This window comes from Neptunitalea chrysea (genome assembly GCF_027924145.1).
In the GTDB taxonomy this organism is placed as follows: domain Bacteria; phylum Bacteroidota; class Bacteroidia; order Flavobacteriales; family Flavobacteriaceae; genus Neptunitalea; species Neptunitalea chrysea.
In genome coordinates, this window is sequence record NZ_BRVP01000017.1 from 1 (window position 1) to 24,139 (window position 24,139).

The following is a 24,139-nucleotide window of genomic DNA, read 5'->3' on the forward strand; positions in this document are numbered from 1 at the left end:
AATACAATCTCATTTCTGAAAATGAAATAGATAAATACCAAAACGCTCAATTGATCAGTATAAAATTTAACCATGAGTATATAACTAAGTATACCATGAACAATAAAATTATTGCTTTATCAATATCCAAAGAAGGAAAATGCTATAATCTTATTTCATTTGCTGAGACTGAAGTAGAAAGCAGAGCTAAAATGATTTTGTCTTTACTTGAAGAAGGAGTATTATCCTTTTAATTTGCCATCAAAACACTCCAATTTATGTTAAAATTCAAACTTTAACATTGTGTTGTACCTAGGCACAAAAAAAGCCGTGATAACATCACGGCTAAGCCTTGTAGTACTCGAGGTGGGAATCGAACCCACACTCCCGAAAGAACTGGATTTTGAATCCAGCGCGTCTACCAATTCCGCCACTCGAGCATTTTAGGACGGCAAAGATACTAATTTTTACTATCCAAACCCAAAAATAAATTATGGCACCCTTCTTTTTTTAGAATCACATAAAATTAAATAAACACTTCTCCCTATTTCCCTTTAAGCAACCACCCTATATCACTATAAAAATCTTGTCTTTTTGGCTCGCACCTATTTATTGTTTTTAAGGTCTCGTGAATTTCCAATTTGTGTCAAAACAAAAAAGGTATATACCTTACTAAGGTAATGAGTTTCAAACAAAACGCATGTTATCTTATCATTAGCTTAAAATCATCATAAAATAAATTCAACTTTTGCATTACTAATAAAAATTAATTTCTACCTTTGCACCTCATTTTGAGAAGCTATTTTAAGTAACTATTAAACAACATTTTAGCCATGGCATATGTAGCCCCAGAACCAAAAATTTTCGCTTGTAGACAAAGTGAAGCCCTGGCAGCAGACATTGCAAAAGCGTTTGGTGCAGAAATGGGTAACGTTTCTTTCTCTACTTATAGCGACGGTGAATTTCAACCGTCATTTGAGGAATCTATTCGCGGAGCCCGTATATTTATTATCGGATCTACACACCCAGGATCAGAACACCTTATGGAGATGTTGTTAATGCTAGATGCCGCTAAAAGAGCTTCGGCACGCCATATTACTGCTGTAATGCCCTATTTTGGTTGGGCACGTCAGGATCGTAAAGACAAACCTCGTGTACCTATTGCTGCAAAAATGGTTGCAAAAATGTTAGAAACTGCCGGTGCTACCCGTATTATTACTATGGACTTGCACGCAGATCAAATTCAAGGGTTCTTTGAGAAGCCTGTAGATCATTTATTTGCATCTACTATCTTTTTACCTTATTTAAGAAGCCTTGGCTTAGACAACCTTACCATAGCATCACCAGACATGGGAGGTTCTAAAAGAGCTTATGCCTACTCTAAATACCTAAACAGCGATGTAGTTGTTTGTTACAAACAACGTAAACAAGCTAACGTTATTGAGTACATGGAGCTTATTGGAGACGTTAATGGGAAGAATGTAATTTTGGTAGACGATATGGTAGACACTGCCGGAACTCTTACCAAAGCTGCTGATTTAATGATAGAAAGAGGTGCTATTAGCGTACGCGCTATTGCTACTCACGCTTTATTAAGCGGCAATGCTTATGAGCGCATTGAGAAATCAGCATTAAAGGAATTAATCATTACAGATTCTATTCCGTTACAACAGAAGAGCGAAAAAATTAAAGTATTGAGCAGTTCAAAATTATTTGCCGATGTAATGCACAGAGTACATCACAATACATCTATTAGCTCTAAGTTTTTAATGTAGTATTTTTATTATTTAATTTTTATATAAAATGAAGTCAATTACAATTAAAGGATCTCAAAGAGAAAGCGTAGGCAAAGTAGCTACTAAAGCCTTACGTAATGCTGGACAGGTTCCTTGCGTATTATACGGAGGAGACAGCCCAGTTCACTTTTCAGCTGAAACATTAGAATTCAGAAACTTGGTTTACACTCCGGATGCACATACCGCAGTGATTGACCTAGCTGGTACTACGTACAATGCTATTTTACAAGACATTCAATTTCACCCTGTAACTGATGAAATTCTTCACATCGACTTTTATCAATTACACGATGATAAAGAAGTTACTATTGAAATTCCGATTAAAGTTGAAGGTAGTGCTCCTGGTGTTATGGCCGGTGGTGTTTTAAGTTTAAACAATCGTAAACTTAAAGTAAAAGCTTTACCAGCAAACTTACCTGATTTTATCTACGCAGATATTTCTGGTTTAGAAATGGGTAACAAATTATATGTTACAGCTTTACCACAAGAAAGCTACAAAATTATGCACCCAGACAACACCGTTGTTTGTCAGGTAAGAATTTCTCGTGCTGCAATGAAAGCTGCTCAAGAAGCTGCAAAAGCAGAGAAAACTGCAGGAAAGAAAAAATAAGGTTCAATAACCTAAATATTTTAAAAGCACTCTATATAGAGTGCTTTTTTTATTTTTGCAACCTAGAAGCAAAACTCGAAGTATTTAATTATAGAATATAGCGTATACTAAAAATGAAAAAGTTTTTAATTGCCGGACTAGGAAATATAGGGAGCGAGTACGATGATACCCGTCATAACATTGGTTTTAAAATAGTAGATGCCTATGCAAAAAAGCATGCACTTACATTTGAAACAGCTAAACTGGGTAGCCTTGCCACACATAAAGTAAAAGGGCGCACCATTATATTACTTAAACCGAGTACCTATATGAACCTTAGCGGTAAAGCCATACGCTATTGGATGGAAAAAGAAAAAGTGCCTATAGAAAACCTATTGGTAATTACAGACGACCTTAACTTATCTTTTGGCTCTATACGCATTAAAGGCAAGGGTAGCGATGGCGGACATAATGGGTTAAAGGACATACAAGCACAATTACAAACCACCAATTACCCGCGTTTTAGATTCGGTATTAGCGATGCTTTTAAAAAAGGCCAGCAAATAGACTATGTACTCGGGAAATGGTCTGAGGAGGAAGAAAAACAGCTTATAGAGCGCTTAGAGAAAGGTACCGAGATTATTCCCTCGTTCGTATTATCGGGTCTTAACACCACCATGAACACCTTTAACGGCAAATAGGCACGTTTTTTGTACTTTTAGGAAAAACTCACACATGAAAAAAGTACTTATAGCGGCTGCCTGCTTGGTATTATTTGCCTGCAGCACCCCTAAACAAATAGGTAATATAGCCCAAGCTACTACCGAATGCACAGATTGCACTGTTATTGTTGAGCAAAACAAACAGTTAAATGTATTAGGGAATAGCGACACAGGAACTTATTACAACTTCTCGGAAAACACCAATACAACCGTAATAAAATACACTTACGAAACCGGTAAAGACGCCACCACTGTAGATGGCGGCTATACCGAAACACTACTGTTTCAACTACCCAATAACATTACCCAAGGAGAATGGATAGACAAGGAGATACAACAGCTTAACCCAGTATTAAATGTACAATGTTATTGCAAAGGTAAGGCTGGTGTTTACCCTATTACCTCGGGCATTATAAGCCTTAAAAAAAATACCTTAACGGTAAGTATCCCTAACTTGGTAGCCAACCAGCAATTGCTAAATCTTAGCATTTCCCTAAAATAATTTACATAATTATTTGATCTATACATATCGATATTTCAGTACGAGACATAGAATTACAAAAAAAGGGGTTACCTGTAATAGGTAACCCCTTATATAAATTAAACTTAACTACTCCGGGGCAGCCCCCCACAAAGTATTAAAGAAATGAGTTCTTTAGTTTAAAACTACTTTTATAGTATTAAATCTCGATTATCGAGTACATAAAATTAGTTTTTAATAACACGTAACGTTTTAGAACCATTTTCAGCTTGAATAGTAACTAAATAAACACCACTCACTAAACCTGACATGTTTACTGTATTGTTGCTTAAAGCAGCATCCATACGCTGACCTAACATATTGTATACAGATACGTTAAGTGCATCTACCCCTTGAATTTGTAAAACCTCTTTTACAGGGTTAGGATATACAGCTATAGTAGTAGCATCAAACGTTTCGTTTGCTAAAGCAGCAGCAGAGAACTTCATACTAGCACCAAATACATTTACTACCCCACCAGAATCTCTTTGTAAATCTACAGTAGAAATAGTTTTAGTTTGGTTAGCTGCATCTATTGCAATTTCTAATTCGTATATACGTGGGTTATCATTTGGAGTTTCAACATTATCATTAGATGTATTAATGGAGGCAAATGTAACGAATTCAAAAAAAACCTTAAAAATTTTTGTTATTTCTAATGATTTAAACCTAAAACATAGTTTTTTATAACAATACCCTTAAAAAACAGAACTATTTAATAGAATTGCAATCATCAACACTATTTGTAGAAAATCAAGAAAAGTGTTTCTAAAGCATTATTATTTGTAGAACAAATTGTTGTCTATATACTCCCAAACTTTCTCTGGTAGCAAAGGTCTTACATTCTTTCCTTCCTTAATTTCATCCCGTATAAAAGAAGAAGATATTTCTATAATTGGTGCATGTACCATATGTATTTTACCGCTTTTTACTAATGACTCTTCTAAGGCACTATCTAGCAAGCGCGGATATACATAAATATGATGATTCGCTAAAATTACGTCACTATTTTTCCACTTATGAAAAGAATTTAGATTATCTTCTCCCATAATGAGGGAAAACTCATACTGAAGGTATTTTTCTTGTAAGTAGACCAAGGTATCAGCCGTGTAGTTGGGTTGTGGCAACCCAAACTCTATATCATTTGGCTTTAAAAACTCATAAGACTCGGTTGCCAGATATACCATTTCTAAACGCTGGTAATTATCTAGCAAGGTACTTTTCTTTTTAAAAGGATTATGAGGAGTTACCACCATCCAAATTTCTTCCAGATCGGTATGCTCTGCAAAATGATTGGCAATTACCAAATGTCCTATATGAATGGGATTAAAAGTACCAAAATACAACCCTACTTTTTTCATACTGTTTTGCCTAGTTATTAATAAAATTAGTCACTAGTGTTTCTGCCTCTTCTAAAGCCACGTCAAGTTCGTAATTTTTAATAATAGTATCAAACTGCGGTGCAGTTGCCAACTCAACAGAAGCCTTGGCAATACGCATGTTTATTTTTTCTTCACTTTCTGTTTTACGTTGTTTCAAACGTATTTTTAGCTCATCAATACTTGGTGGTTTTACAAAAACCGCCAACGTTTGTTCTGGGAATTTCTTTTTAATACGAAGACCACCAGCCACATCAATATCAAAGATAACGTGTTTGCCTAACGCCCAAATACGCTCTACCTCTGCTTTTAGTGTTCCGTAAAAGTTATCTCTATACACTTCTTCCCACTCTAAAAAATCACCGTTTTTAATGTGTTGTTTAAAATCATGTAACGATAAAAAGTAATAATCTTTACCATGAACTTCCTCACCTCTTGGCTCTCTCGAGGTACATGAGATAGAAAATTCAAGATTCAACTCTTCTTTGCTAAGTAAATGTCGTACAATCGTTGTTTTTCCACTACCCGATGGTGCCGAAAACACAATAAGCTTTCCCTGTTTCACGAACTAAAATTATCTTTTAAAATATTATAAAACGTTTAAAACCTGTTCCTTAATCTTTTCAAGTTCATCTTTCATTTGCACTACTACCTTTTGCATAGGTGCATAATTACTTTTAGAACCCATAGTATTTATTTCTCTACCAATTTCCTGACAAATAAAGCCTAGCTTTCTACCATTAGAATCGTCAGTATTTAAAGTCTCGGTAAAGTAACTTAAGTGATTTGCCAAGCGTACTTTCTCTTCAGTAATATCATATTTTTCTAGATAGAAAATAAGTTCTTGTTCAAAACGATCCTCATCAACTTTTTCCTTTACTTCACTCACCGCTTTCTCTAATCTTTCACGAATCATTGAGGTACGTTCAGGATCTATTACTTTTATTTCCTCTAATAAATCACTTATATTCTTAATACGCAACTCAAACTCTCTTGTAAGCGCATGGCCTTCTTCGGTCCTAAACTCTACAATTGCCTTTAACGCTTCTTCTAACGCCATTTCAACCTTCGCAAATTCTTCTTCATCAATTTCTTCACGTTCCGTTTTTAAGGCATCAGGCATTCTAACAGCCATTTTTAATAACTCAACCTCATCCCCGTCAACTACATTTTTAAGTTGCTGAATGTATTGCTTTACAATAGCTTCATTTACTTGTGTTGATGTCTCTTCAGCTGTAATCTCTATATATAAACCAAAATCTACCTTCCCCCTCTTTAGCTCATTGGCTATGGTATTACGCATACTTAATTCCTTTTCGCGGTAAGCCCCGGGAATTCGTGCATTTAAATCAATACTTTTACTATTAAGAGATTTTAATTCTACTGTAATCTTTTTGGTGGGTAGCTGTATAGTATGCTTCCCAAAGCCTGTCATAGATTGTATCATAAGAACATTTATAAGAGTTGCAAAGGTAATAAAACAAAATAGATGTTGTTTACTGGTACCTAACAAACATTTTATACTACTATTTATTAATTAAGACGCATTGTAACTGCACACAAAAACCCGTAAGTTATATGCAAGTCACTATACTCTTAAATATCTGATTTTCAATTTTAAAACAAGAATAAATAAAAAAATTACACATAGTTAAGGTCGGTTAGTTAGGAGTATAAACTATGTGCAATTTTAATTAAAACGAGTGGCGTGTCTTATAACGTACGTAGGTATTCTGCTATAGATCGAGCATCTTCCTGACTTATACGTTGGTCTATCATTACTGCGCCATTGCATTCTTCTTGCAATGCTTTCGCTATCGGATCTTTCTTTAACATCTCAATAGGGTTTATAATCATATTCATTACCCATTCCGGACTTCTTACATCGTATACCCCTTTCAATGCGGGCCCTACTAATTTTTTAGTAGCCATATGGCAAGCTGTACATTTTTCCATGTAAATTGCCTTTCCTTTTTCGGCTAATCCGGTATCTATTCCAGCCGGAAATGTTAACGCTGTAACAGGTCCAATTCCCTTATTATTCAAATCTACCGGAACTATAACTGCTTCCTTCTCTTCTTTCTTACTTTTTTGTTCTTGCTTCTTATGCTCGTACTTAAAACCTTTCTTTTCTTTTTTATCAGGTGTATTACATTGTACAAAGCAAAGTGCCAATGCTACTATAAAAACATATTTTAATTGCGACATACTATTTATTTTCATTGCTAAAGTATTTTAATTGTGTAATTTAAAAAATGACATTTTTCATAAAATCTATCGATCTAATTTCGTTATATGAATACTTACCATGCATATAGAAACCAACATGCCCACCGCACTTTGGCGTTTCTAAATATAAGGAATCATGTTTTTCTGCCACCTCAAACGGATAACAGGAAGGAGATAAAAACGAATCGTTTTTAGCATTTAAAATTAAAGTTGGAACAGTTATATCCTGTAGCCCTGGTAAAGAACTTGCCTTTGCATAATAATCTAAAGCATCTTTAAAGTGGTGCGCTCTTGAGGTATAGATATCATCAAAATCTTTCAACGTTTTAATAGCCTTAATATCTTCAGAAGTTAATAATTCAGGAAACCTTTGCTGCTTATCTCTCAACTTTGCCAACAGGTCTTTCTTAAACTTGGTATGATAGATTATATTTTGTTTTTGGTGTAATTGCCGCATCGTACCATACAAATCACAAGGTGCCGAAACAGCAATAGCCGCCTTTACTTCCCTCGCAATATTGCCATGAGAACTCAAATACTTAAGTATCACATTTGCTCCAAGACTAAACCCTTTTAAGATAATGGTTTGGTACTGTTGCTTTGCTAAAGCATGCGCTATCACTGCTGCCAAATCCTGCGTTTGCCCACTATGGTAGGAACCAAAACTATTATTGGTTTCGCCACTACAACTTCTAAAGTTAACAGCGCAAGCATCTACATGATGCTCGTTAAAAATTTTCGCTGCTCCTTTAACATACGGTCTTTGTGCACTGCCCTCCAAACCATGCAACAGTATAACAAGCTTATCTGTTTTTTCAGTAGCATAGCTCCAGTCTAAATCTAAAAAATCTCCATCCTCTAATATAATTCTTTCCCTCTTTTGCAAACAATACACCTTTCTAAATACACTACAATAAATAGTAGCAAAATGACCGTTTTTAAATAGTGAAGGAGGATTATATGAAGACGAAACCAAAGGCATGCAACTAAATTTTATATAAAGATACAGCTACTTTAGAAAAAACCGATTATTTTTATAATGTATTATGCGCGCATAGAAAATTACAACCAATTATGTACTTAAAAGAATTTGAAATACGTTGGAGCGACACCGACGCGAATAGACATTTAGGCAATTCGGCTTATATTAATTTTATGAGTCATACCCGTATGGGATTCTTAATGGAAAACGGCTTTAGCCAAAAAGAAATGGCTAAATACAATATAGGCCCAGTAGTATTTTACGAACACATGTACTACTTTAAAGAGGTATTTGCAGGTAAACCTGTAAAGGTTTCTTTAGAAATTGCAGGGATAAGTGAAGACTATCGATTTTTTGAATTTCATCACAACTTTTATAAAGAAGACGGAACCAACTTTGCGCATTGCGAAATGATGGGTGCTTGGATAGATTTAGGAACCCGTAAATTAATAGGATTACCAGATGATCTAAAATCACTATTAGGGGCAGAATTCAGAGCTGATAATTACAGAACACTAACAAAAGAAGACACTCGAAAGTACAGTAAAAAACCCGTAAACATTAACTTATAAGATACAAAAAAGCCCCGATGCAACCTCTTACATCGGAGCTTTTTATCTATTTACAACTAAATTTACTCAACAAATTTTTATGCTTCTGGATGGTATTCCGTATATTTTAATACCATAATTTAAGATAAGTCAACTGTAATTTTGGTAGCTAACAACTAAGATACCGGGCAATGTTCCTCTACATGCTTCACAAGTGTTGCAAACTTCTCTGCGTCACTATCACCTAACCCTTCGTAATTGTACCGTTCCAAACAGCAGTAGCTTTTCCTTTCTATAAAAGTAGTAAGTAAGGCGGACAAGCAAGGTTAAAGGATTCTAAAAAAAATGATAAAATGTAATAGGTTATCCACAGGTTTATGAACAACTGTAGAAAAACAAATACAAAAGAAGCCATTGACACTGACATATTTTCTGTAAAAAACCCGATGTCAGTTTGCAAAAACAACCTAAACCTAAAAAACATAAAATACTATAAATCAACACGTTAAAACATAAAAATGAACATCGGGAGAATCTCGATTTTAAGCAAACAATTAATACACATATCATTGCATTTACACATAACTTGTAGGTTGCATTTTTAACCCTTTATTACTTCTTCACTGCACAGCAAAACGGCATATAAGTTGTCATATAGCAAATCCTTTCATGAAAGACGATACTTCTTAGTTATAAAATTATACAATATTATGAGTGAACAAGCGTCACAGACCTTGTACAGGTTCGCCAGCCTTAGAAGTCCACAACTAACTGATGAAAACGGAAAATCTGAACGATTTATTTTACAACCGGAGTCTCAAAAAACTGGTGCATTTTACGATGAAATATCGGCTAAACTTTCTAAAGAGAGTATGAATAGTACCTTACAATTAGCTGCTTCATCTTTTACTCCTATAATAGACAAGGCAGAGATTAAAGCCCTGCGTCGTAGGTTATACGACTTTGGATTATGGCTTTCGAGAAACAGAACAGACTATGAAGACAATATTATTGAACAACTCAACGTCGAAGATGTATCCCCACTAGCAAGTGAGAGATCCAAAACCATCTGGTCTAACCTATTTTACCAGATTGTAACCCAACAAAATGCATATTTAAAAGAGGATCTTATACTATTATTAGTCGCTGACCACGTGGTTTCTGGCTATATTATCTTAGTAGATGAAGGAAAAACCGATACAGAAATTATCCCCCTTTTAAAAACTTATATAGATGCCAAAGTAGTACTTCCTAAAGAGCTGTTTAATTTTTCTGATGAAGTAAAAACAACTTCGGTAAGAACAAACGGTATTGTTTCTAAATTAAACACAAAATGGACGAGAGAACAAAATGCTAAAATTGCTAAAGACAAATTAGCCAAAATTGCAGTTGCCAAAGCAGATATCAAAAACCTTAAAAAAAAGCACCAGGCTTTAGAAGTAGCCAATTATGAAGCTAGATTGGCTGAGTATAAAAGGGATATTCAACCTACAATTGACACCTTTAAGGCGGATATTAGTAAAGAAGAGAAAGCATGGTTTGAAGGTAAAACTAGCCTAGGCGACATCCAAAAAGAAGGATTCCTTTTTGATAAAGTCAATACTACAGCATACCCAAGCATTCCGGAGTTTTCTTATACACCTTTAGTGGAAATATCGGAAACCAAAGCGCTTGCTGAAATGCAAACAGACACTTATACTCTATTGTCTGAGCTAACTTCTATTTCGGAAATAAGCACATACGACGAGTTTAAAGAAATTTTAACCTCTGAAGAAGTACGTGCAAATAGGCAATTATTTGAAAACACTCCGCTAAAACAAAAACAAGTTAGTTTAGGAGGAACCATTATCTCTGAAAATCCAGATTTAGAGTATGAAACACCACAAGAAATTGTTGATGTATGCTATACTTTAAAATTTATAGGTACTAAAGATAGTCCCGTAAAAGGCTCTTGCCCTTGGACCTACCATTTTATCATTAGTAGCAGTACAAAAGACACCACCATTAACTCTGTAACAGCAACACTTAAAACCAGCAATACAAGTGGTGCAGATACATACACTACCACAGAGTTTATAAGTTTGTTTAACAATGACTTATACAAATTGAAATTTACTACAAATAACTTCCCAAACAGTATTACAACCACCTATGTTAGTTTAACCGTAAACCTTGCTAACGGAGATCAAATATCTCAGGATTTTGAAGCAAACGGAGACTGGTTATACAGCCATATTTTTTGTGATAACGTAGCAGACAATACTCAAGAAGAAGATAACACCGACGAAGCTACTTCTATAGACGGGCTGTACATACCAACAGGATATGGTATGCGCCAGTTAGGTATTGCAGATTACCGCAAGGTAGAACAAAGTGTGCATTGCTATGTAGAAGGAGAAGTATCGCACATTGAAAACGTAATGGCAAGAGCGTACAAAGAAAAAGAGACTCGCAGGTTACGCACTCAGGAAGATACTACCTCTATCTCTTCGGAAGCTGAAACAGAAAAATTAACCGACTCTACCACTACCAACAGGTATGAGATGCAAACTGAAATTGCACAAATTATATCTGAAACAAAAGATACAAGTGCCCATAGTAATGTAGGTTATAAAGGTAAAGCCTTTAACGTAAGTGCAGGTGCTAACTTTGCTTATAATACCTCTAAAGAAGATAGTATTAACCAAGCGGTTACAGAGGCACAAGAACTTACAGCACAAGCTACAGACAGAGTGGTACAAAAAGTGAAAGAAGAACGTGTTACCAAAATTGTTGAAGAATACGAAGAAACCAACAAACACGGATTTGACAACCGTAAAGGGGCAGACCATGTTGTGGGTGTATACCGTTGGGTAGATAAAATTTACAAAAACCAAATTTACAACTATGGTAAACGCTTAACTTATGAGTTTCTAATTCCGCAACCATCTAAGCTACACCGCTTGGCAATGAGCGAAATTGCAGCAGAAGACAATACCATTACGCTTGAAAAACCAATTGACCCTAGAACAAATGGGTATCCTGATGCATCACACATAACCGAAACGAACTATAAAGAGTTAGGGGCAGCCTATAACATAGAACTTACAGTACCTCCGACAGAGTTCATTAAAATTGGTAAAGCGCTCTCTTTTACAGCCATGGAAACTTCTGGCAACGAATGGGACGAAATAGCTGCAGGAGCCGAAGACATCACTATTCCAGAAGGGTACAAATCGAGTCAGGTAAAAGTAATTTGGCACGTAGCGGATGAACCTAACGGATCGCATGGTGGTACACAAGTAAGTGTTGGAGGGAAGAACTTTACTCAAAGTCTATTACCTGCTTTCCATAATATTGATAACTTTGTAGGCAGCATTCCAGTGTCATATGACTCTTTAGGGCATCATACCGGTAATATTAATGTTACGGTAAGATGTGAACGTACTACCGATAGTTACGAGCAATGGCAATTAGATACATTTAATTCCATTATTACGGCTTATGAAGATTTATTGGCAAATTACCTTGCAGAAAAAAAGGCTGCCGAAGAAACCGCTAAAACTATTTATGAGTCGAACCCATTATTTTACAGACAAATTGAGCAAACCGTATTACGCAAAAACTGTATCTCTTATTTGGTAGACCAAACACCAGATGCAACCTATACGTATGGTAAAACTATGTACTCTGGTAGTAACATGCAAAACTATGAAGTAGGGGTATCTAAAAACCTTAACAAATACGCATCTTTTGCTGCCTTTATGGAGCAGGCTTTTGAATGGGATATTATGTCATACAAGTTCTATCCTTTTTATTGGGGTAGCCGCGAAGACTGGAAAGAACTCTATCACTATGAAAATGATGATGAACTTTTTAGCAACTTTATGAAATCTGGTTTAGCCAGAGTGGTCCTTACTGTACGCCCAGGTTTTGAAGATGCTGTACTACACTACATGGCAACCGGAAACATTTGGAACGGAGGAGAATTACCGGTTATTGAAGACGACTTGTATTTATCGGTAGTAGACGAGTTAAAAGAAACCAAAGGATTACCAGAGGGTAAAGCCTGGAAAACTCGTGTACCAACCTCTCTTACTATTTTACAAGCAGATAGTATTGGCTTACAGGTAGATAAAGCATTACCATGCAATTGCGATGATATTGACGACTTTGAAGTAGCAGACCAAACCGCCTGTACTACAGAGATTGTAAATAAAACCGAAGTATTTACCAACCTTGAACCCGATACTACTACCACTACCTAAAACCAGTAGTAGTTTTTAAACAACCAGTCTCTGCACAGAGGCTGGTTTCTATTTCTTTTCTACCAAATAGAAACATACAATGGAATATTTTGAAGACAACCCCTTAATGCAAATAGGAAATGAGGTAGCTAACGATAGTGCTTTTGGCACTAACAGTGTTTTTTATAAAAAACCATGTGATGAGTTTACAGATTCTTTTTATACCAGAAGTGCAAAATTACAAGAGCTTGCAGACGATTTAAAAAGAAACAGAAATAGCTCTAAATTTAATTTTGACTACACCAACTACGAAGGCGAAGAAAAAATAATATATGCTAAAGCTGGTAGTGGCGATGTTTACCCATTTGCAAAAAATATTTATACTCAACCCGAACCCCAAATTATAGGAACCAGTTTTACCTATATTAATGATGATAATGAAGAAACTAACGCCTCTTTTTATTCTTCACTAAACACAACAGTCTATGGTTTAGACAAAAATTACAGTTACCAAGTAAACATTTACCCGCAAAGACAAGAAGCTGTTTTTAGATTTTATATGTATTATAAAAACACTAAAGATTGCAGGGCAAATGCTTCTGATGAAGACAGAAGAAAATATACTGCCATTATTTTGTCTACACACAATCCCGAGGACCTTATTGCATTTATTGAACATATTGATAGCCGAACTCATATACGAAAAGCCGTAGAAGATAAATTTTTAGATAAATTTAAGAGTACAGAAGACAGTAAGTCTTTAAAATGGTTATATGAACTGGCACCTCAGTTTGTGATAGACAAACTAGATAGAGAAAAGCTATGGGAGGGCTTTCAGAAACTGTTAACCTACGATGAGACTGGTTGGTTTGTTGATAGTAGTAATGTTCTTATAAAAATACTTAAGGGTATTTATAATCAAGAAAAAAGTGTAAAGTTCTTGTATGATAAGTTAGAGGAAAATCCACAAACGATCATAAAAACGTATAACCTATTAGAAAAAGGTGAATTAAAAACTTCTATTGAAATAGTTTCTCAAAAAACAGATGATGGCGAGGAAATTAGTTTACAAAGCTCCCAAAAATTTGTAACAAACAAAAGTATATTCGCCTCCCTTATGAACGCTATATGTTTAAGCCACATGAACGAATCGAATGATGGGTCTAATGAACATATAAAAAGAGATATTGTTTTCAGCTTTGATGATACCCACAGGGTTGATAGTAATATTGTTACAAAAGATACTTCTGCAGATAAAATAGATTTAACGCAACAAGAAAAACAAGCTGCTCATTATTTATCATATAGTGCAGTTCCACGGGTTGGTAGTAATTTTAAGAGAGTAAGTTGGAAAAACATAGGTCAAACAAAATCTTTGCATCCTATGGATATGGTAACACTAAAAATGGTAGATGAAAAAAATGAAACCATAACCATTTTAGCGCCCGCAATTTTTGTAAAAGACCTAGCATACCAAAAAGAATGGGAAGAAGTAAAAGAACTAATAGAGATAGGCGCAAACATATTGGCTCTAGCCTTTGGTATAGCAACATTATTTTCAGGTACACCCTTTCTTATATTTCTGGGTATTTTAGATATTGGTGTAGCAGCTTCAGGGCTTGCCATTATAGCATTTAAAGAAGAAATATTGCAGCTAAAATATGGCAAGGAACTACTAGCCGTTCTAGAAAAAGTATATTTTTACGGCGGCCTGGCAACAGCTATTATAAGTGCGCCTGCATTGGTGCGGTCTACATTAACCTTAGCAACCAGCATTTACAAACTGGCATCTACTGCGGCTAAAAAACCTCTAAGGATTTTAATTACTAAACTCATTTCTAATTTTAACGGAAACACGGTAAAAAATGCAGTTATTGGTGTAGAGGAGGTATTTAAAGGAACTATTTTACGGTTTAAAACTGCGCAACTAACCAGACTAGAAAAAGCTGGCGTTGTATTTATGGGTTTAACAGATGAAACGAATGAGATTGTTGCGCGGATAGCTGTATTTCGTGACGAGATAATTATATCCGCTTCTTCGATAGAAGAACTTCAGAAAATTCTTCATCCTAAACTTGTAAATAAAGGTGAAAAACTTTCCAATGAAATAAAAACATTGTATTTTGAAAAACGTTTTGAACGTCTTAAAGAAGCTAAAGACGTAGCCACCAACAATGTGTTTGGAACTCATGAAATAGAAAGCTTTATAGATTTAGAACTTAAATACGATGGTATCTCAAGAGTATCTGTTGAAGGGGAGGCTGGTGACATTCAAATGCTTTCAGGACTGTTAGAAGGTAAAAGTTTAGACCCGATGGGGCTACCTGATAGGGAAGAAGCCATTAATGCTTGGGCACATAACTATACTAAAAATTGGAATAAATTCAAAGCTTCTCTTCATAAACATTTTAAAAAAATTCATGCTCCAGAAAGTGATAGTCCACCATTAGATTATGTAGTGATTGACTTTAAGAATATGGATAAATTTCATCCTGACTTGCAGCAAAGGGTATTAGATTATATTGAAAGCCCTACTTTTGAATACAAACAATATGTAGATGATAAATATTTAATTAAATTAAACCTAAAATAATAACCAATGGCAGTTACATTTATTGACTATAAAAACAAGGACTACGGTTTTTGGATAACAGAAAAAGTTATGGAATTAGCCTCTCAGTACATTTACCAAGAGCTAACTACTAATGAGTATCATTTTAAAGATATAGAAGAATTAACAGATGATGCTAAAGGAGTCCTAAGCGGGTATTTTCGTTCGTACCTAAGTTTTTCTTGGGAAGAGGATTTAAAAGACGAAGAGGATGAAAAAGAAATGATTCGGTTATTTGAAAACATCCTGGAGAAAATGAAAAGTAAAGGAACCTATATCTCTATGGAAGAATTATTTGGATTCCCGATAATATCAGAATATTGGGAAAATGAATGGAGAAAACCTTTTAAAACACAAAATATGATTAAAATTTTTAGCGCACTCGTAGCTATTTTTAAAGGAGAATGGACTTCTACAAATTATAGTATGAATAGGGAAATGGATTGGTTATAAATCAATTCTAAAAACAAATACAAAGGAAGCCAAATAAAGGCTTCCTTTTTTTATATGGAATATTTATTCTCTATGATACTTCTAAAAATGCTATTCCTTATGTACTACCTGCTTCTTTTTTTGCGTTACCAAATACACTCCTGAAAAAACCAAGGCAGCTCCGGTAATTTTAACGGTAGATAAGGTTCCGTATCCAGTAGAAACAGCATATACAATAGCAATTAGTGGCTGCAAATATATAAATGCGCTAATGGTAGATGCCGCTAATTCTCGCATGGCATATACATTCAATAAATACGTTAAAAAGGTAGTACCAATAATTACAAAGGCTATTCGCCACCAAGCATCAAATGGTAACTCGCTCCAATTTATCTCCGTAAATTCACTATAGGTAATCGGCAGGTTAATAATAAACCCTACCAAAAACAAATACTTCATTAAGGTTATAGTACTATATTTTTGGGTAAGTGGTTTTACCAAAATTAAGTACACCCCAAAAATGCACGAGTTAAAAATAAATAACAGATTACCCGTCAAAACATTAGGGGCATCTGCTCGTATTTCATTCTCCATAAGTATGAGCACCAAGGTTCCTGCAAATCCAAGAGCAATTCCTAACCCTTTTTTAAAGGTCATTTTTTCGCCAATTAAAAAAGCCGAAAGAATGAACACCAAAATTGGAGTAATGGTAGATAATACCGAACTATATACCGGTGTAGAATAACTTAAGCCTTTAAAAAAAGCGAGCATATTCAAACTCATTCCTCCCAAAGCACATCCTAACAAACGCAACCAGTCGGTACGCTGAATACGTTCTTTAGGAGCAAACAACCCCACCAGCCAAAACAAAATCATAGCACCGGTAACCCTTAAGAAAATAAATCCGAAAGGTTTTACATAGGTTGGCATTACCACCTTGGCTATGGTATGGTTTAGTCCATAAATAACCGCTGCACCTGTAGCAGCCAATATAGCCAGCGTTCGTTTATTCATGTAATGCAGCTTTGGCATCGGCTACCGTTTTTTTAGCGTTGCCCACAAATATACGATTCTCTAATACCAAAACAGGTCTTTTTAAAAAAGTATAATGTTCTAATAACAAGTTTCTTATATCGGTTTCAGTAAGCTTCTTATCTTTTAAGTTTCGTTGTTTATATAATTGTGCCCTTTTATTAAGCAATGCTTCAAAAGAGCCAGCCAATTCATACATAATATCTACATCGGTAGATTGTAATGCGGTCTTTTTTATATCCTGTAATTCAACTCCTTCCAAAAGTGGCTCCCACTCTTTTAAAATTTTTTTGCAAGTATCACAGGTACTTAGATAATAAATCTTTTTCATTTCAGTTATTAATATGCTATGTAAAGATAATTGTTAGTCACCAGTTAACAACTGTCAAATGTTAAAAAAACCTTAGAATTGATAAAAACCCTTGTCAATATTTAGGGATACACTTACATTGGAATGTTAATTTTTTCATAAAATGAAATGTCTATATATAGCGATTATCTTTTTTGCCGGAGCCTTAGCCTTGCAAGCACAAACCTGTAATGGTAGTTTTGGAGATCCGGTTTTTGAAGAAACTTTTGGAAACAATTCGAGCACAGGAGCCACCTTTGCAGGAGCGCTCCCTGCCGGCACAACTAACTACACTTATAATAGTACTGGTAACACCCAAGACGGCTATTATACGGTTACTACCAATCCTAATTCAGCTTTAAGTTCGTTATTCAGTACCTCAGATCATACCGATGACGAAAGCGGACAAGGATATATGCTAGTGGTTAATGCCGATGAAAATACCACTGGTGAATTCTACCGAAAAGAGGTAACCGGATTATGCAACTCTTTAGTGTACCAGTTTTCGGCCTATTTCTTAAATGCATTACCAGATAATGGTACTTGTAGTACGCCCATACCGTGTAATGTGAAATTTGTAATTGAAGACGACAGCGGTAACGAATTAGGAAGTCTTGATACCGGAGATATAGAATCTACAACCACCGTACAATGGGTTAATTATTCGTTTGAATTTGAAATGCCAGCCGGAAGTAGCAATGTATCCGTTGTTCTTATTAATAACTCTTTAGGAGGTTGTGGAAATGACTTGGCTATTGACGATATTACTTTTAAAGCTTGCGGATCTCTTGCTACTGTAGATACCGCTTTTGCAGACTTTGATGACGGTGTATGCCCCAACGATGTAATTACTTTTACAGCCGATGTTGACACCAGCCTATACACAAATATAGCTTACCAATGGCAAGTTAGTAATGACAATGGTACTACTTGGACCGATATCACCGGGGCTACTTCCGATAGCATTACAGTAACCAATTTTGAGGAAGGACAGCTATATCGTTTTTTGGTTTTTGAAGCACAAAATGTTAACAGCCCTAACTGCCAGATTGCCTCTGAAGAAATAGAAATTACCCTATATGATACTCCTGCTCAAAGTCCGGGTATATTAGAAGGTTGCGACCAAAACGGAACCGGAGTAGGTATGTTTGATTTTACCCAGTTAATTGATACCATTTTAGATGGCGGAAGTACTGCCGACTTTACCGTTACTTTTTACAATACACAGACCAATGCCGAGAACGCAACAAATGTTATTACCAATCCCGATGAGTATGATACTGGTGTAGATGGGCAAACAATTTATGTACGTGTAGAAGACTTAGACCGAGGTTGTATTAACACTACTTCGTTCACTTTAACTATTAAAGACATTCCGGTAATCACCTCTCCTGTAACCCTACAACAATGTGATACCGACACCGATGGTTTTGCAGCTTTTAATTTAGAAGAAGCTATTGATTTTATCACCTCCGAAAATTATACGTTTACTTTTTATAAAACAGAAGCAGGAGCCGAAGATGAAGACATATATGAAAAAATTTATGACCCTACTTCGTTCACCAATGCATTACAAAATGAAGTATATGCCACCGTTGAAAATAATGCTGGTTGTTATGCCATTGCAACCATTGAGCTAGTGGTGTCTACATCACAAATACCAGATGATTATACCGCAACCTTAACCACCTGTGACAGTAACGCCGACGGTGATGACACAAATGGAATGGAGTACTTTAACCTATCGAGTATCACTACCGATGTTTTAAGTTTATTTTCCAATGCATCCGATTTAGAGGTTACCTACTATACCAATGAATCGGATGCCTTGTTAGAATTAAATGCAGTTTCTGCAACTAACTATCTCAACAGCACACCGTATGAAGATTGGTTGTATATACGAATAGATAACACGACCAACAACTCTTGCTTTGGGTTGCAAAAATGTGTTCAACTATTAGTAGAACCGCTACCTTTTTTTGAAGTTACAAGTCCACAGGAAATTTGCTTAAACGATTTACCGTATACCATTTCCGTTGAAAACCCTTCAGGGGCTTATCAATATGAATGGTATAATCCGTCTGGGGAGTTGGTAAGTAGCAATAGCACAGCAAACGCCACTACCGAAGGCGCTTATACAGTAACTGCTACTACCTACACTACCTCTGCGTGCACCAGTTCACAAACCATTACGTTAGTAGGTTCAGACGCCGCAACTATTGAAGGAGTTGCAGTGATAGATGCCACTTCTAATAACACCATTACCATTATTGCTACCGGACCGGGTGACTATGTATATAGCTTAGATGGTTTAACCTATCAGGAATCTCCGATCTTTGAAAATCTAGAGGGTGGATCGTATACCGTGTATGTAAAAGACCTAAATGGCTGTGGTATTACAACCGATGAGGCTTGCGTTATTGCTTTCCCAAATTACTTTACTCCAAATGGAGATGGTGTAAATGATACCTGGAAAGCTTTGAATGTACCTTCTGACTGTGTGAGCGACTCTTATGTTACTATTTTTGATCGCTATGGTAAGCTATTAGCCCGACTACGCTTATCGGATGGTTGGAGCGGAAGCTATGGAGATTACCCGATGCCATCTGATGATTATTGGTATACGGTAGAATTAGATAACAATAGAAGTGTACAAGGCCATTTTGCTTTAAAAAGATAATTACGCATAAAGCTCCTTGCTAACAAGGTAGTTTTTTGCTTTTATAGTACCTTTATACAAAAATAAAAACCATGGAATTTACATTTAAGAATATTGAAAACAACCGATTGATATTTAAGAAGTTCTTAGAAGAGCTTACCGTTGAACAACTAAACACTATTCCTGAAGGGTTTAATAACAACATTTTTTGGAACATTGCCCATGCAATGATTACCTCTCAGCTATTATGCTATAAATTATCGGGCTTACCATTTACTATAGATGCAGCTTGGGTAATGTCTTACAAAAAAGGAACTAAACCTGAAAAAGACATCACAGATGCTGATGTTAAGGAATTAAAAGAATTACTTTTTGCTACACTGGAACAACTAAAGCAAGATTACAGTGCCGGTAAATTCAATGCTTTTGAACCCTATACCGTAAGTACCAACAACAGTACATTAAATTCTGTAGACGACGCATTAGAATTTAATGAATATCATGAAGGCATGCACTTAGGGTATATTTTAGCACAGAAGAAATTAGTATAATCACTAAACTATCGAAAAGCAACTACGCTTTAGGAGTAAGTGAAAAACTTATATACTTTTTTACCTGAGAAAAAGGGATTATTACCTCAACCGGTCCTTCAGAATATGGAGTAATCTCATACGGATTATAAAATAAAATTACTTCGGTTTCAGAAAATCCAATATTTTCAGGTAATTGAAAAACATTATCTTTAAACCAATAGCCGGCGTCTTCTAACAAAATATCGTCGGCTACTTTTTCATGTTTTCTGAAGGCTTTTTCAGCAACCTTTTTAAAACCTTCTTCATCTTTAAACAACAGATCATTAGTAATCACCTCTCCTGTCTTGCTGTTAATATTTATATATTTAGTAGAGGTATACCCATGAGCACCTCCTTTATACATAAAACTATTTAGCTCTATACTTATAAGCGCTGGTAATTGGCAATTAACATCCCCTTTTATTCTAGCTTGGTAATCAACATTAGAATCAGGGAAGTCTTTTTGCTCTTGTGTGAATTCCCTTTTAAAATTTTCAATAGACTGATCTAAAGAAACACCTATTACCTCATCATTTGGAGACGATTCAATAACAGCTACCACTGCCTGTTCTATGTGTTTATTAATTTCCTCAACGGCAAATACCGTAGTAGTTAGTTGTGGGTATGATATATCTATTAACGGACAGTTGGCACCATCACATTTTTCGTCACTCTCCTTGACAATAAAGTCGATACTTATGGGTTCTTTTTTTTCATTTTCACAACTCAAAAAAAGCGCCATTGTAAACATAAGGGCTACTATTTTTCTCATAACAATTTTAATGGATAGGTTAAAGATATAAGGTTTATTGAAAATGCCTTTAAGAAAAAGTATTTTTGCATTAGATTTAACAGCTCTTAATATATTCTTACAATGAAATTCAATACAAAAACCATACACGGAGGCCAAGAACACGATAAAGCTTACGGCGCTGTTATGCCTCCAATTTACCAAACCTCTACCTATGCACAAACCACTCCGGGTGGCCATAAAGGGTATGAGTACTCTCGTTCGCAAAACCCAACACGTCATGCTTTGGAAAATGCGTTTGCAAGTTTGGAAAATGGAAACTACGGGCTAGCCTTTGGTAGTGGACTTGCTGCTATTGATGCTGTAATGAAATTGTTTCAACCGGGTGATGAAATTATTGCTACAAACGATCTTTATGGAGGTACCTACCGTTTGTTTACTAAAATATTCCAGAAACTAGGGATTACATTTCACTTTGTAAGCTTTGCTGAGGCACATACCATTAAGGACTATGTAAACGAAAACACCAAACTTATTTGGGTTGAAACACCTACCAACCCAATGATGAACATTATAGACATTGAAGCGGTTGCTACTATTGCTAAAGCACATAACTTACTGTTAGCAGTAGACAACACTTTTGCTACGCCATACTTACAGCTTCCACTAAACTTAGGAGCCCATATTGTAATGCATTCAGCAACTAAATACCTTGGCGGACACAGCGACGTGGTGATGGGAGCATTGGTAGTGAAAGATAAAGAATTGGCCGATCAGCTATACTTTATACAAAATGCCAGTGGTGCAGTATGTGGACCAATGGATAGCTTTTTGGTACTGCGAGGTATTAAAACCTTGCATGTACGTATGCAACGACACTGTGAAAATGGAAAGGCAGTGGCTGAGTTTTTAGCATCGCATCCTAAGGTGGAAAAAGTATACTGGCCCGGTTTTGAAAGTCATCCAAATCATGAGGTAGCTAAAAAACAAATGAAGGATTTTGGAGGTATGATATCGTTTGTTACCAAAGGAAATAACTACGATGAGGCTATTAAAATTGTAGAAAACCTGAAGGTATTTACACTTGCGGAATCATTAGGTGGCGTAGAAAGCTTAGCAGGACACCCGGCAAGTATGACGCATGCCAGCATACCAAAAGAACAACGAGAAAAAAATGGCCTTGTGGATGCTTTAATACGATTAAGTGTAGGTATTGAAGATGCCGAAGATTTAATTGCCGATTTAAAACAGGCTATTGAAAAGTAATAAAAGTAGAATGTCAATTAACATAAAGAAAAAAGGAGCCAAATGGTTCCTTTTTTCTTTTATATAAGCTCAATCTTATTTTCCGCTTCCTTCTAAAATGCTATAAATTTCCATTGCACTACCATCGGTTAGTAAAGACACAAACTGACAGATGTTTAGTAAGCCTGCATAGGTACTTTCTTTTTCTTTTCTAAACTTTTCCGGCAACATTTCTAATACCAGTTTATCATAATTAGAAGCTACTCCATTATAATAATTAGTATAGGCAGTAATAAATTTATCTAGTAAGGTTTGTAATACCTTATACCCCATCAACTCTTTTTCTATTACCTCTCTGCTGCGATAAATACGATTTACAGATAACTTAATAATATCATTGATCTGAGCAGTAAACCTACCCTTATCTGTTAGTGTATAATGAAACTCCCCATTTAAAATAGCCTCTTCATTAGCTAAAAACACTGCCACAGCATCTTGTATTAGTTGCCCTATAGCCAATGCTCTTAAATAACTAACACGCTCTTCTTTAGTATTTAAGCTATGATATTTAGACGTATTAATAGTATCTTTTACAATGGCTACCAAATATTCTAGCGCATAATCCTCATCAATCAACCCTTTGTTAATACCATCTTCAAAATCTATAATTGTATAACATATATCATCGGCTGCTTCTACTAAAAAAGCCAATGGATGTCGTTGGTAAGCAACATCAGCTCCTTCTTTTTTAAACAACCCTAAGTCTTCCGCTACATCCTGAAATAGTGCAACATCATGCTGAAAAAACCCATATTTTTTATCTGCTATTTGAGAAGTAGGCTTTTTAGGTAGTGACTCTTTAGGATATTTAGTAAAGGCCCCAAGTGTTGCATACGATATACGTAGTTCACCACCCACCATATGCATACTATTATTCAATACCGAAAATCCATTAGCATTTCCTTCAAAATCAACAAGGTCCTGCCATTGCTTATCGGTAAGGTCTTTTTTAAACACCTTTCCGTTACCATTACTAAAAAATTCGCCAATAGCTTTTTCACCACTATGTCCAAAAGGCGGATTTCCTATATCATGCGCCAGTGCGGCAGCCGCTACAATAGCACCAAAGTCGTTAATCTGATAACCTAGCTCCTCTTGCAGATACGGATATTTTTTTAAAATCTCTTTACCTACAATTCTTCCTAAACTTCTACCAACCACCGATACCTCCAAACTATGTGTTAACCTAGTATGGATAAAATCGGTCTTACTAAGGGGTACTACTTGCGTCTTATCTTGCAAACTTCTAAAAGCAGAAGAAAAGATGATACGATCATAATCAACCTCAAACCCTAAACGAGTTTCATCTTGCTCTAAACGAATTCTTTGCGACGTATCTCCGTATTTTTTTAAGGATAATAATTGTTCCCAGCGCATACCAAAAATTTAGCGCAAGGTAACAAATAATGATCTAATAAGATAGTAGAGTATTTACTTATCAAAAAAGACATGTTA

At 35.6% G+C, this 24,139-nt stretch carries 22 protein-coding genes and 1 tRNA gene; 12 read left to right on the top strand and 11 right to left on the bottom strand.

Features of this window, described 5'->3' with window-relative positions; all coding sequences use genetic code 11:
- The coding region (locus NBRC110019_RS12260) for a hypothetical protein (RefSeq protein ID WP_281755268.1) at positions 1-233 on the top strand (233 nt) is incomplete at its 5' end.
- Positions 234-337: 104 nt separating this feature from the next.
- On the opposite strand, the gene NBRC110019_RS12265 is transcribed toward NBRC110019_RS12260, so the two are convergent.
- Positions 338-419 (bottom strand) — tRNA-Leu (locus NBRC110019_RS12265).
- 393 nt (positions 420-812) lie between these two features.
- On the opposite strand from NBRC110019_RS12265, the gene NBRC110019_RS12270 reads away from it, so the two are divergent.
- From NBRC110019_RS12270 to NBRC110019_RS12285, 4 genes are all read left to right on the top strand, one after another.
- Positions 813-1,754, top strand: a complete 942-nt coding sequence (locus tag NBRC110019_RS12270) for a ribose-phosphate pyrophosphokinase (RefSeq protein ID WP_281755270.1) — start codon at positions 813-815, stop codon at positions 1,752-1,754.
- A 28-nt stretch (positions 1,755-1,782) separates the two neighbouring features.
- Positions 1,783-2,385: a 50S ribosomal protein L25/general stress protein Ctc gene (locus tag NBRC110019_RS12275; RefSeq protein ID WP_281755272.1), complete on the top strand. Its 603-nt coding sequence runs from the start codon at positions 1,783-1,785 to the stop codon at positions 2,383-2,385.
- A gap of 113 nt (positions 2,386-2,498) precedes the next feature.
- Positions 2,499-3,065 carry an aminoacyl-tRNA hydrolase gene (gene pth, locus NBRC110019_RS12280; RefSeq protein WP_281755274.1) on the top strand — a complete coding sequence of 189 codons (567 nt, stop codon included), beginning with the start codon at positions 2,499-2,501 and terminating at the stop codon, positions 3,063-3,065.
- Positions 3,066-3,099: 34 nt separating this feature from the next.
- Positions 3,100-3,588: a hypothetical protein gene (locus NBRC110019_RS12285; RefSeq protein WP_281755276.1), complete on the top strand. Its 489-nt coding sequence runs from the start codon at positions 3,100-3,102 to the stop codon at positions 3,586-3,588.
- Positions 3,589-3,794: 206 nt separating this feature from the next.
- Here the strand turns inward: NBRC110019_RS12285 and NBRC110019_RS12290 are convergent, their stop codons facing one another.
- From NBRC110019_RS12290 to NBRC110019_RS12315, 6 genes are all read right to left on the bottom strand, one after another.
- Entirely contained in the window at positions 3,795-4,055 is a 261-nt protein-coding gene (locus NBRC110019_RS12290) for a T9SS type A sorting domain-containing protein (protein ID WP_281755278.1), read from the bottom strand.
- Between the two features lie 330 nt (positions 4,056-4,385).
- A complete protein-coding gene (nadD, locus tag NBRC110019_RS12295) occupies positions 4,386-4,967 on the bottom strand; it encodes a nicotinate (nicotinamide) nucleotide adenylyltransferase (protein ID WP_281755280.1) in 582 nt (193 codons plus the stop codon).
- Positions 4,968-4,977: 10 nt separating this feature from the next.
- Positions 4,978-5,550 (bottom strand): guanylate kinase, encoded by a 573-nt coding sequence (gene gmk / locus NBRC110019_RS12300; RefSeq protein WP_281755281.1) that lies wholly within the window; start codon positions 5,548-5,550, stop codon positions 4,978-4,980.
- Between the two features lie 24 nt (positions 5,551-5,574).
- Positions 5,575-6,432, bottom strand: coding sequence for a YicC/YloC family endoribonuclease (locus NBRC110019_RS12305; RefSeq protein ID WP_281755282.1), 858 nt, complete (start codon positions 6,430-6,432; stop codon positions 5,575-5,577).
- A 266-nt stretch (positions 6,433-6,698) separates the two neighbouring features.
- Positions 6,699-7,193, bottom strand: a complete 495-nt coding sequence (locus NBRC110019_RS12310) for a c-type cytochrome (RefSeq protein ID WP_281755284.1) — start codon at positions 7,191-7,193, stop codon at positions 6,699-6,701.
- Between the two features lie 40 nt (positions 7,194-7,233).
- Positions 7,234-8,196: a YheT family hydrolase gene (locus NBRC110019_RS12315; RefSeq protein WP_281755285.1), complete on the bottom strand. Its 963-nt coding sequence runs from the start codon at positions 8,194-8,196 to the stop codon at positions 7,234-7,236.
- A gap of 92 nt (positions 8,197-8,288) precedes the next feature.
- Here NBRC110019_RS12315 and NBRC110019_RS12320 point away from each other — a divergent pair, with 92 nt between their 5' ends.
- The 4 genes from NBRC110019_RS12320 to NBRC110019_RS12335 all read left to right on the top strand — a co-directional run bounded on the left by NBRC110019_RS12320 (position 8,289) and on the right by NBRC110019_RS12335 (position 16,037).
- A complete protein-coding gene (locus NBRC110019_RS12320; protein ID WP_281755287.1) occupies positions 8,289-8,768 on the top strand; it encodes an acyl-CoA thioesterase in 480 nt (159 codons plus the stop codon).
- A gap of 689 nt (positions 8,769-9,457) precedes the next feature.
- Positions 9,458-12,994: a hypothetical protein gene (locus tag NBRC110019_RS12325; RefSeq protein ID WP_281755288.1), complete on the top strand. Its 3,537-nt coding sequence runs from the start codon at positions 9,458-9,460 to the stop codon at positions 12,992-12,994.
- A 79-nt stretch (positions 12,995-13,073) separates the two neighbouring features.
- On the top strand, positions 13,074-15,566 hold the full coding sequence (locus tag NBRC110019_RS12330; RefSeq protein WP_281755289.1) for a hypothetical protein: 2,493 nt from the start codon (positions 13,074-13,076) through the stop codon (positions 15,564-15,566).
- Positions 15,567-15,572: 6 nt separating this feature from the next.
- Positions 15,573-16,037 (top strand): hypothetical protein, encoded by a 465-nt coding sequence (locus tag NBRC110019_RS12335; protein WP_281755290.1) that lies wholly within the window; start codon positions 15,573-15,575, stop codon positions 16,035-16,037.
- Positions 16,038-16,127: 90 nt separating this feature from the next.
- Here NBRC110019_RS12335 and NBRC110019_RS12340 read toward each other — a convergent pair whose 3' ends face one another.
- Positions 16,128-17,030 carry a DMT family transporter gene (locus tag NBRC110019_RS12340; RefSeq protein WP_281755291.1) on the bottom strand — a complete coding sequence of 301 codons (903 nt, stop codon included), beginning with the start codon at positions 17,028-17,030 and terminating at the stop codon, positions 16,128-16,130.
- Entirely contained in the window at positions 17,023-17,379 is a 357-nt protein-coding gene (locus tag NBRC110019_RS12345; RefSeq protein ID WP_281755292.1) for an arsenate reductase family protein, read from the bottom strand. Before NBRC110019_RS12345 ends, NBRC110019_RS12340 begins: the two co-directional genes overlap by 8 nt.
- Before the next feature lie 142 nt (positions 17,380-17,521).
- Between NBRC110019_RS12345 and NBRC110019_RS12350 the strand changes: the two genes are divergently transcribed.
- Together NBRC110019_RS12350 and NBRC110019_RS12355 are read left to right on the top strand one after the other, a co-directional pair.
- On the top strand, positions 17,522-20,077 hold the full coding sequence (locus tag NBRC110019_RS12350) for a T9SS type B sorting domain-containing protein (protein ID WP_281755293.1): 2,556 nt from the start codon (positions 17,522-17,524) through the stop codon (positions 20,075-20,077).
- A 71-nt stretch (positions 20,078-20,148) separates the two neighbouring features.
- Positions 20,149-20,607 carry a DinB family protein gene (locus tag NBRC110019_RS12355; RefSeq protein ID WP_281755294.1) on the top strand — a complete coding sequence of 153 codons (459 nt, stop codon included), beginning with the start codon at positions 20,149-20,151 and terminating at the stop codon, positions 20,605-20,607.
- 22 nt (positions 20,608-20,629) lie between these two features.
- Here NBRC110019_RS12355 and NBRC110019_RS12360 read toward each other — a convergent pair whose 3' ends face one another.
- Positions 20,630-21,400, bottom strand: coding sequence for a DUF3298 and DUF4163 domain-containing protein (locus NBRC110019_RS12360; RefSeq protein WP_281755296.1), 771 nt, complete (start codon positions 21,398-21,400; stop codon positions 20,630-20,632).
- Positions 21,401-21,502: 102 nt separating this feature from the next.
- Here NBRC110019_RS12360 and NBRC110019_RS12365 point away from each other — a divergent pair, with 102 nt between their 5' ends.
- Positions 21,503-22,645, top strand: a complete 1,143-nt coding sequence (locus NBRC110019_RS12365; protein ID WP_281755298.1) for a cystathionine gamma-synthase — start codon at positions 21,503-21,505, stop codon at positions 22,643-22,645.
- 75 nt (positions 22,646-22,720) lie between these two features.
- Here NBRC110019_RS12365 and dgt read toward each other — a convergent pair whose 3' ends face one another.
- Positions 22,721-24,061: a dGTP triphosphohydrolase gene (dgt, locus tag NBRC110019_RS12370; protein WP_281755300.1), complete on the bottom strand. Its 1,341-nt coding sequence runs from the start codon at positions 24,059-24,061 to the stop codon at positions 22,721-22,723.
- Positions 24,062-24,139: the final 78 nt, after the last annotated feature.

What these genes read in the sequence shown, in the direction of transcription:
- NBRC110019_RS12270 (WP_281755270.1), top strand. Translation starts at nt 813, where the DNA reads ATGGCATATGTAGCCCCAGAACCAAAAATTTTCGCTTGTAGACAAAGT.
- NBRC110019_RS12365 (WP_281755298.1), top strand. Translation starts at nt 21,503, where the DNA reads ATGAAATTCAATACAAAAACCATACACGGAGGCCAAGAACACGATAAA.
- NBRC110019_RS12320 (WP_281755287.1), top strand. Translation starts at nt 8,289, where the DNA reads ATGTACTTAAAAGAATTTGAAATACGTTGGAGCGACACCGACGCGAAT.
- NBRC110019_RS12275 (WP_281755272.1), top strand. Translation starts at nt 1,783, where the DNA reads ATGAAGTCAATTACAATTAAAGGATCTCAAAGAGAAAGCGTAGGCAAA.
- NBRC110019_RS12350 (WP_281755293.1), top strand. Translation starts at nt 17,522, where the DNA reads ATGAAATGTCTATATATAGCGATTATCTTTTTTGCCGGAGCCTTAGCC.
- NBRC110019_RS12305 (WP_281755282.1), bottom strand. Translation starts at nt 6,432, where the DNA reads ATGATACAATCTATGACAGGCTTTGGGAAGCATACTATACAGCTACCC.
- NBRC110019_RS12330 (WP_281755289.1), top strand. Translation starts at nt 13,074, where the DNA reads ATGGAATATTTTGAAGACAACCCCTTAATGCAAATAGGAAATGAGGTA.
- NBRC110019_RS12285 (WP_281755276.1), top strand. Translation starts at nt 3,100, where the DNA reads ATGAAAAAAGTACTTATAGCGGCTGCCTGCTTGGTATTATTTGCCTGC.
- nadD (WP_281755280.1), bottom strand. Translation starts at nt 4,967, where the DNA reads ATGAAAAAAGTAGGGTTGTATTTTGGTACTTTTAATCCCATTCATATA.
- NBRC110019_RS12315 (WP_281755285.1), bottom strand. Translation starts at nt 8,196, where the DNA reads ATGCCTTTGGTTTCGTCTTCATATAATCCTCCTTCACTATTTAAAAAC.
- dgt (WP_281755300.1), bottom strand. Translation starts at nt 24,061, where the DNA reads ATGCGCTGGGAACAATTATTATCCTTAAAAAAATACGGAGATACGTCG.
- NBRC110019_RS12340 (WP_281755291.1), bottom strand. Translation starts at nt 17,030, where the DNA reads ATGAATAAACGAACGCTGGCTATATTGGCTGCTACAGGTGCAGCGGTT.
- NBRC110019_RS12360 (WP_281755296.1), bottom strand. Translation starts at nt 21,400, where the DNA reads ATGAGAAAAATAGTAGCCCTTATGTTTACAATGGCGCTTTTTTTGAGT.
- NBRC110019_RS12290 (WP_281755278.1), bottom strand. Translation starts at nt 4,055, where the DNA reads ATGAAGTTCTCTGCTGCTGCTTTAGCAAACGAAACGTTTGATGCTACT.
- NBRC110019_RS12335 (WP_281755290.1), top strand. Translation starts at nt 15,573, where the DNA reads ATGGCAGTTACATTTATTGACTATAAAAACAAGGACTACGGTTTTTGG.
- NBRC110019_RS12325 (WP_281755288.1), top strand. Translation starts at nt 9,458, where the DNA reads ATGAGTGAACAAGCGTCACAGACCTTGTACAGGTTCGCCAGCCTTAGA.
- pth (WP_281755274.1), top strand. Translation starts at nt 2,499, where the DNA reads ATGAAAAAGTTTTTAATTGCCGGACTAGGAAATATAGGGAGCGAGTAC.
- NBRC110019_RS12355 (WP_281755294.1), top strand. Translation starts at nt 20,149, where the DNA reads ATGGAATTTACATTTAAGAATATTGAAAACAACCGATTGATATTTAAG.
- NBRC110019_RS12345 (WP_281755292.1), bottom strand. Translation starts at nt 17,379, where the DNA reads ATGAAAAAGATTTATTATCTAAGTACCTGTGATACTTGCAAAAAAATT.
- NBRC110019_RS12310 (WP_281755284.1), bottom strand. Translation starts at nt 7,193, where the DNA reads ATGTCGCAATTAAAATATGTTTTTATAGTAGCATTGGCACTTTGCTTT.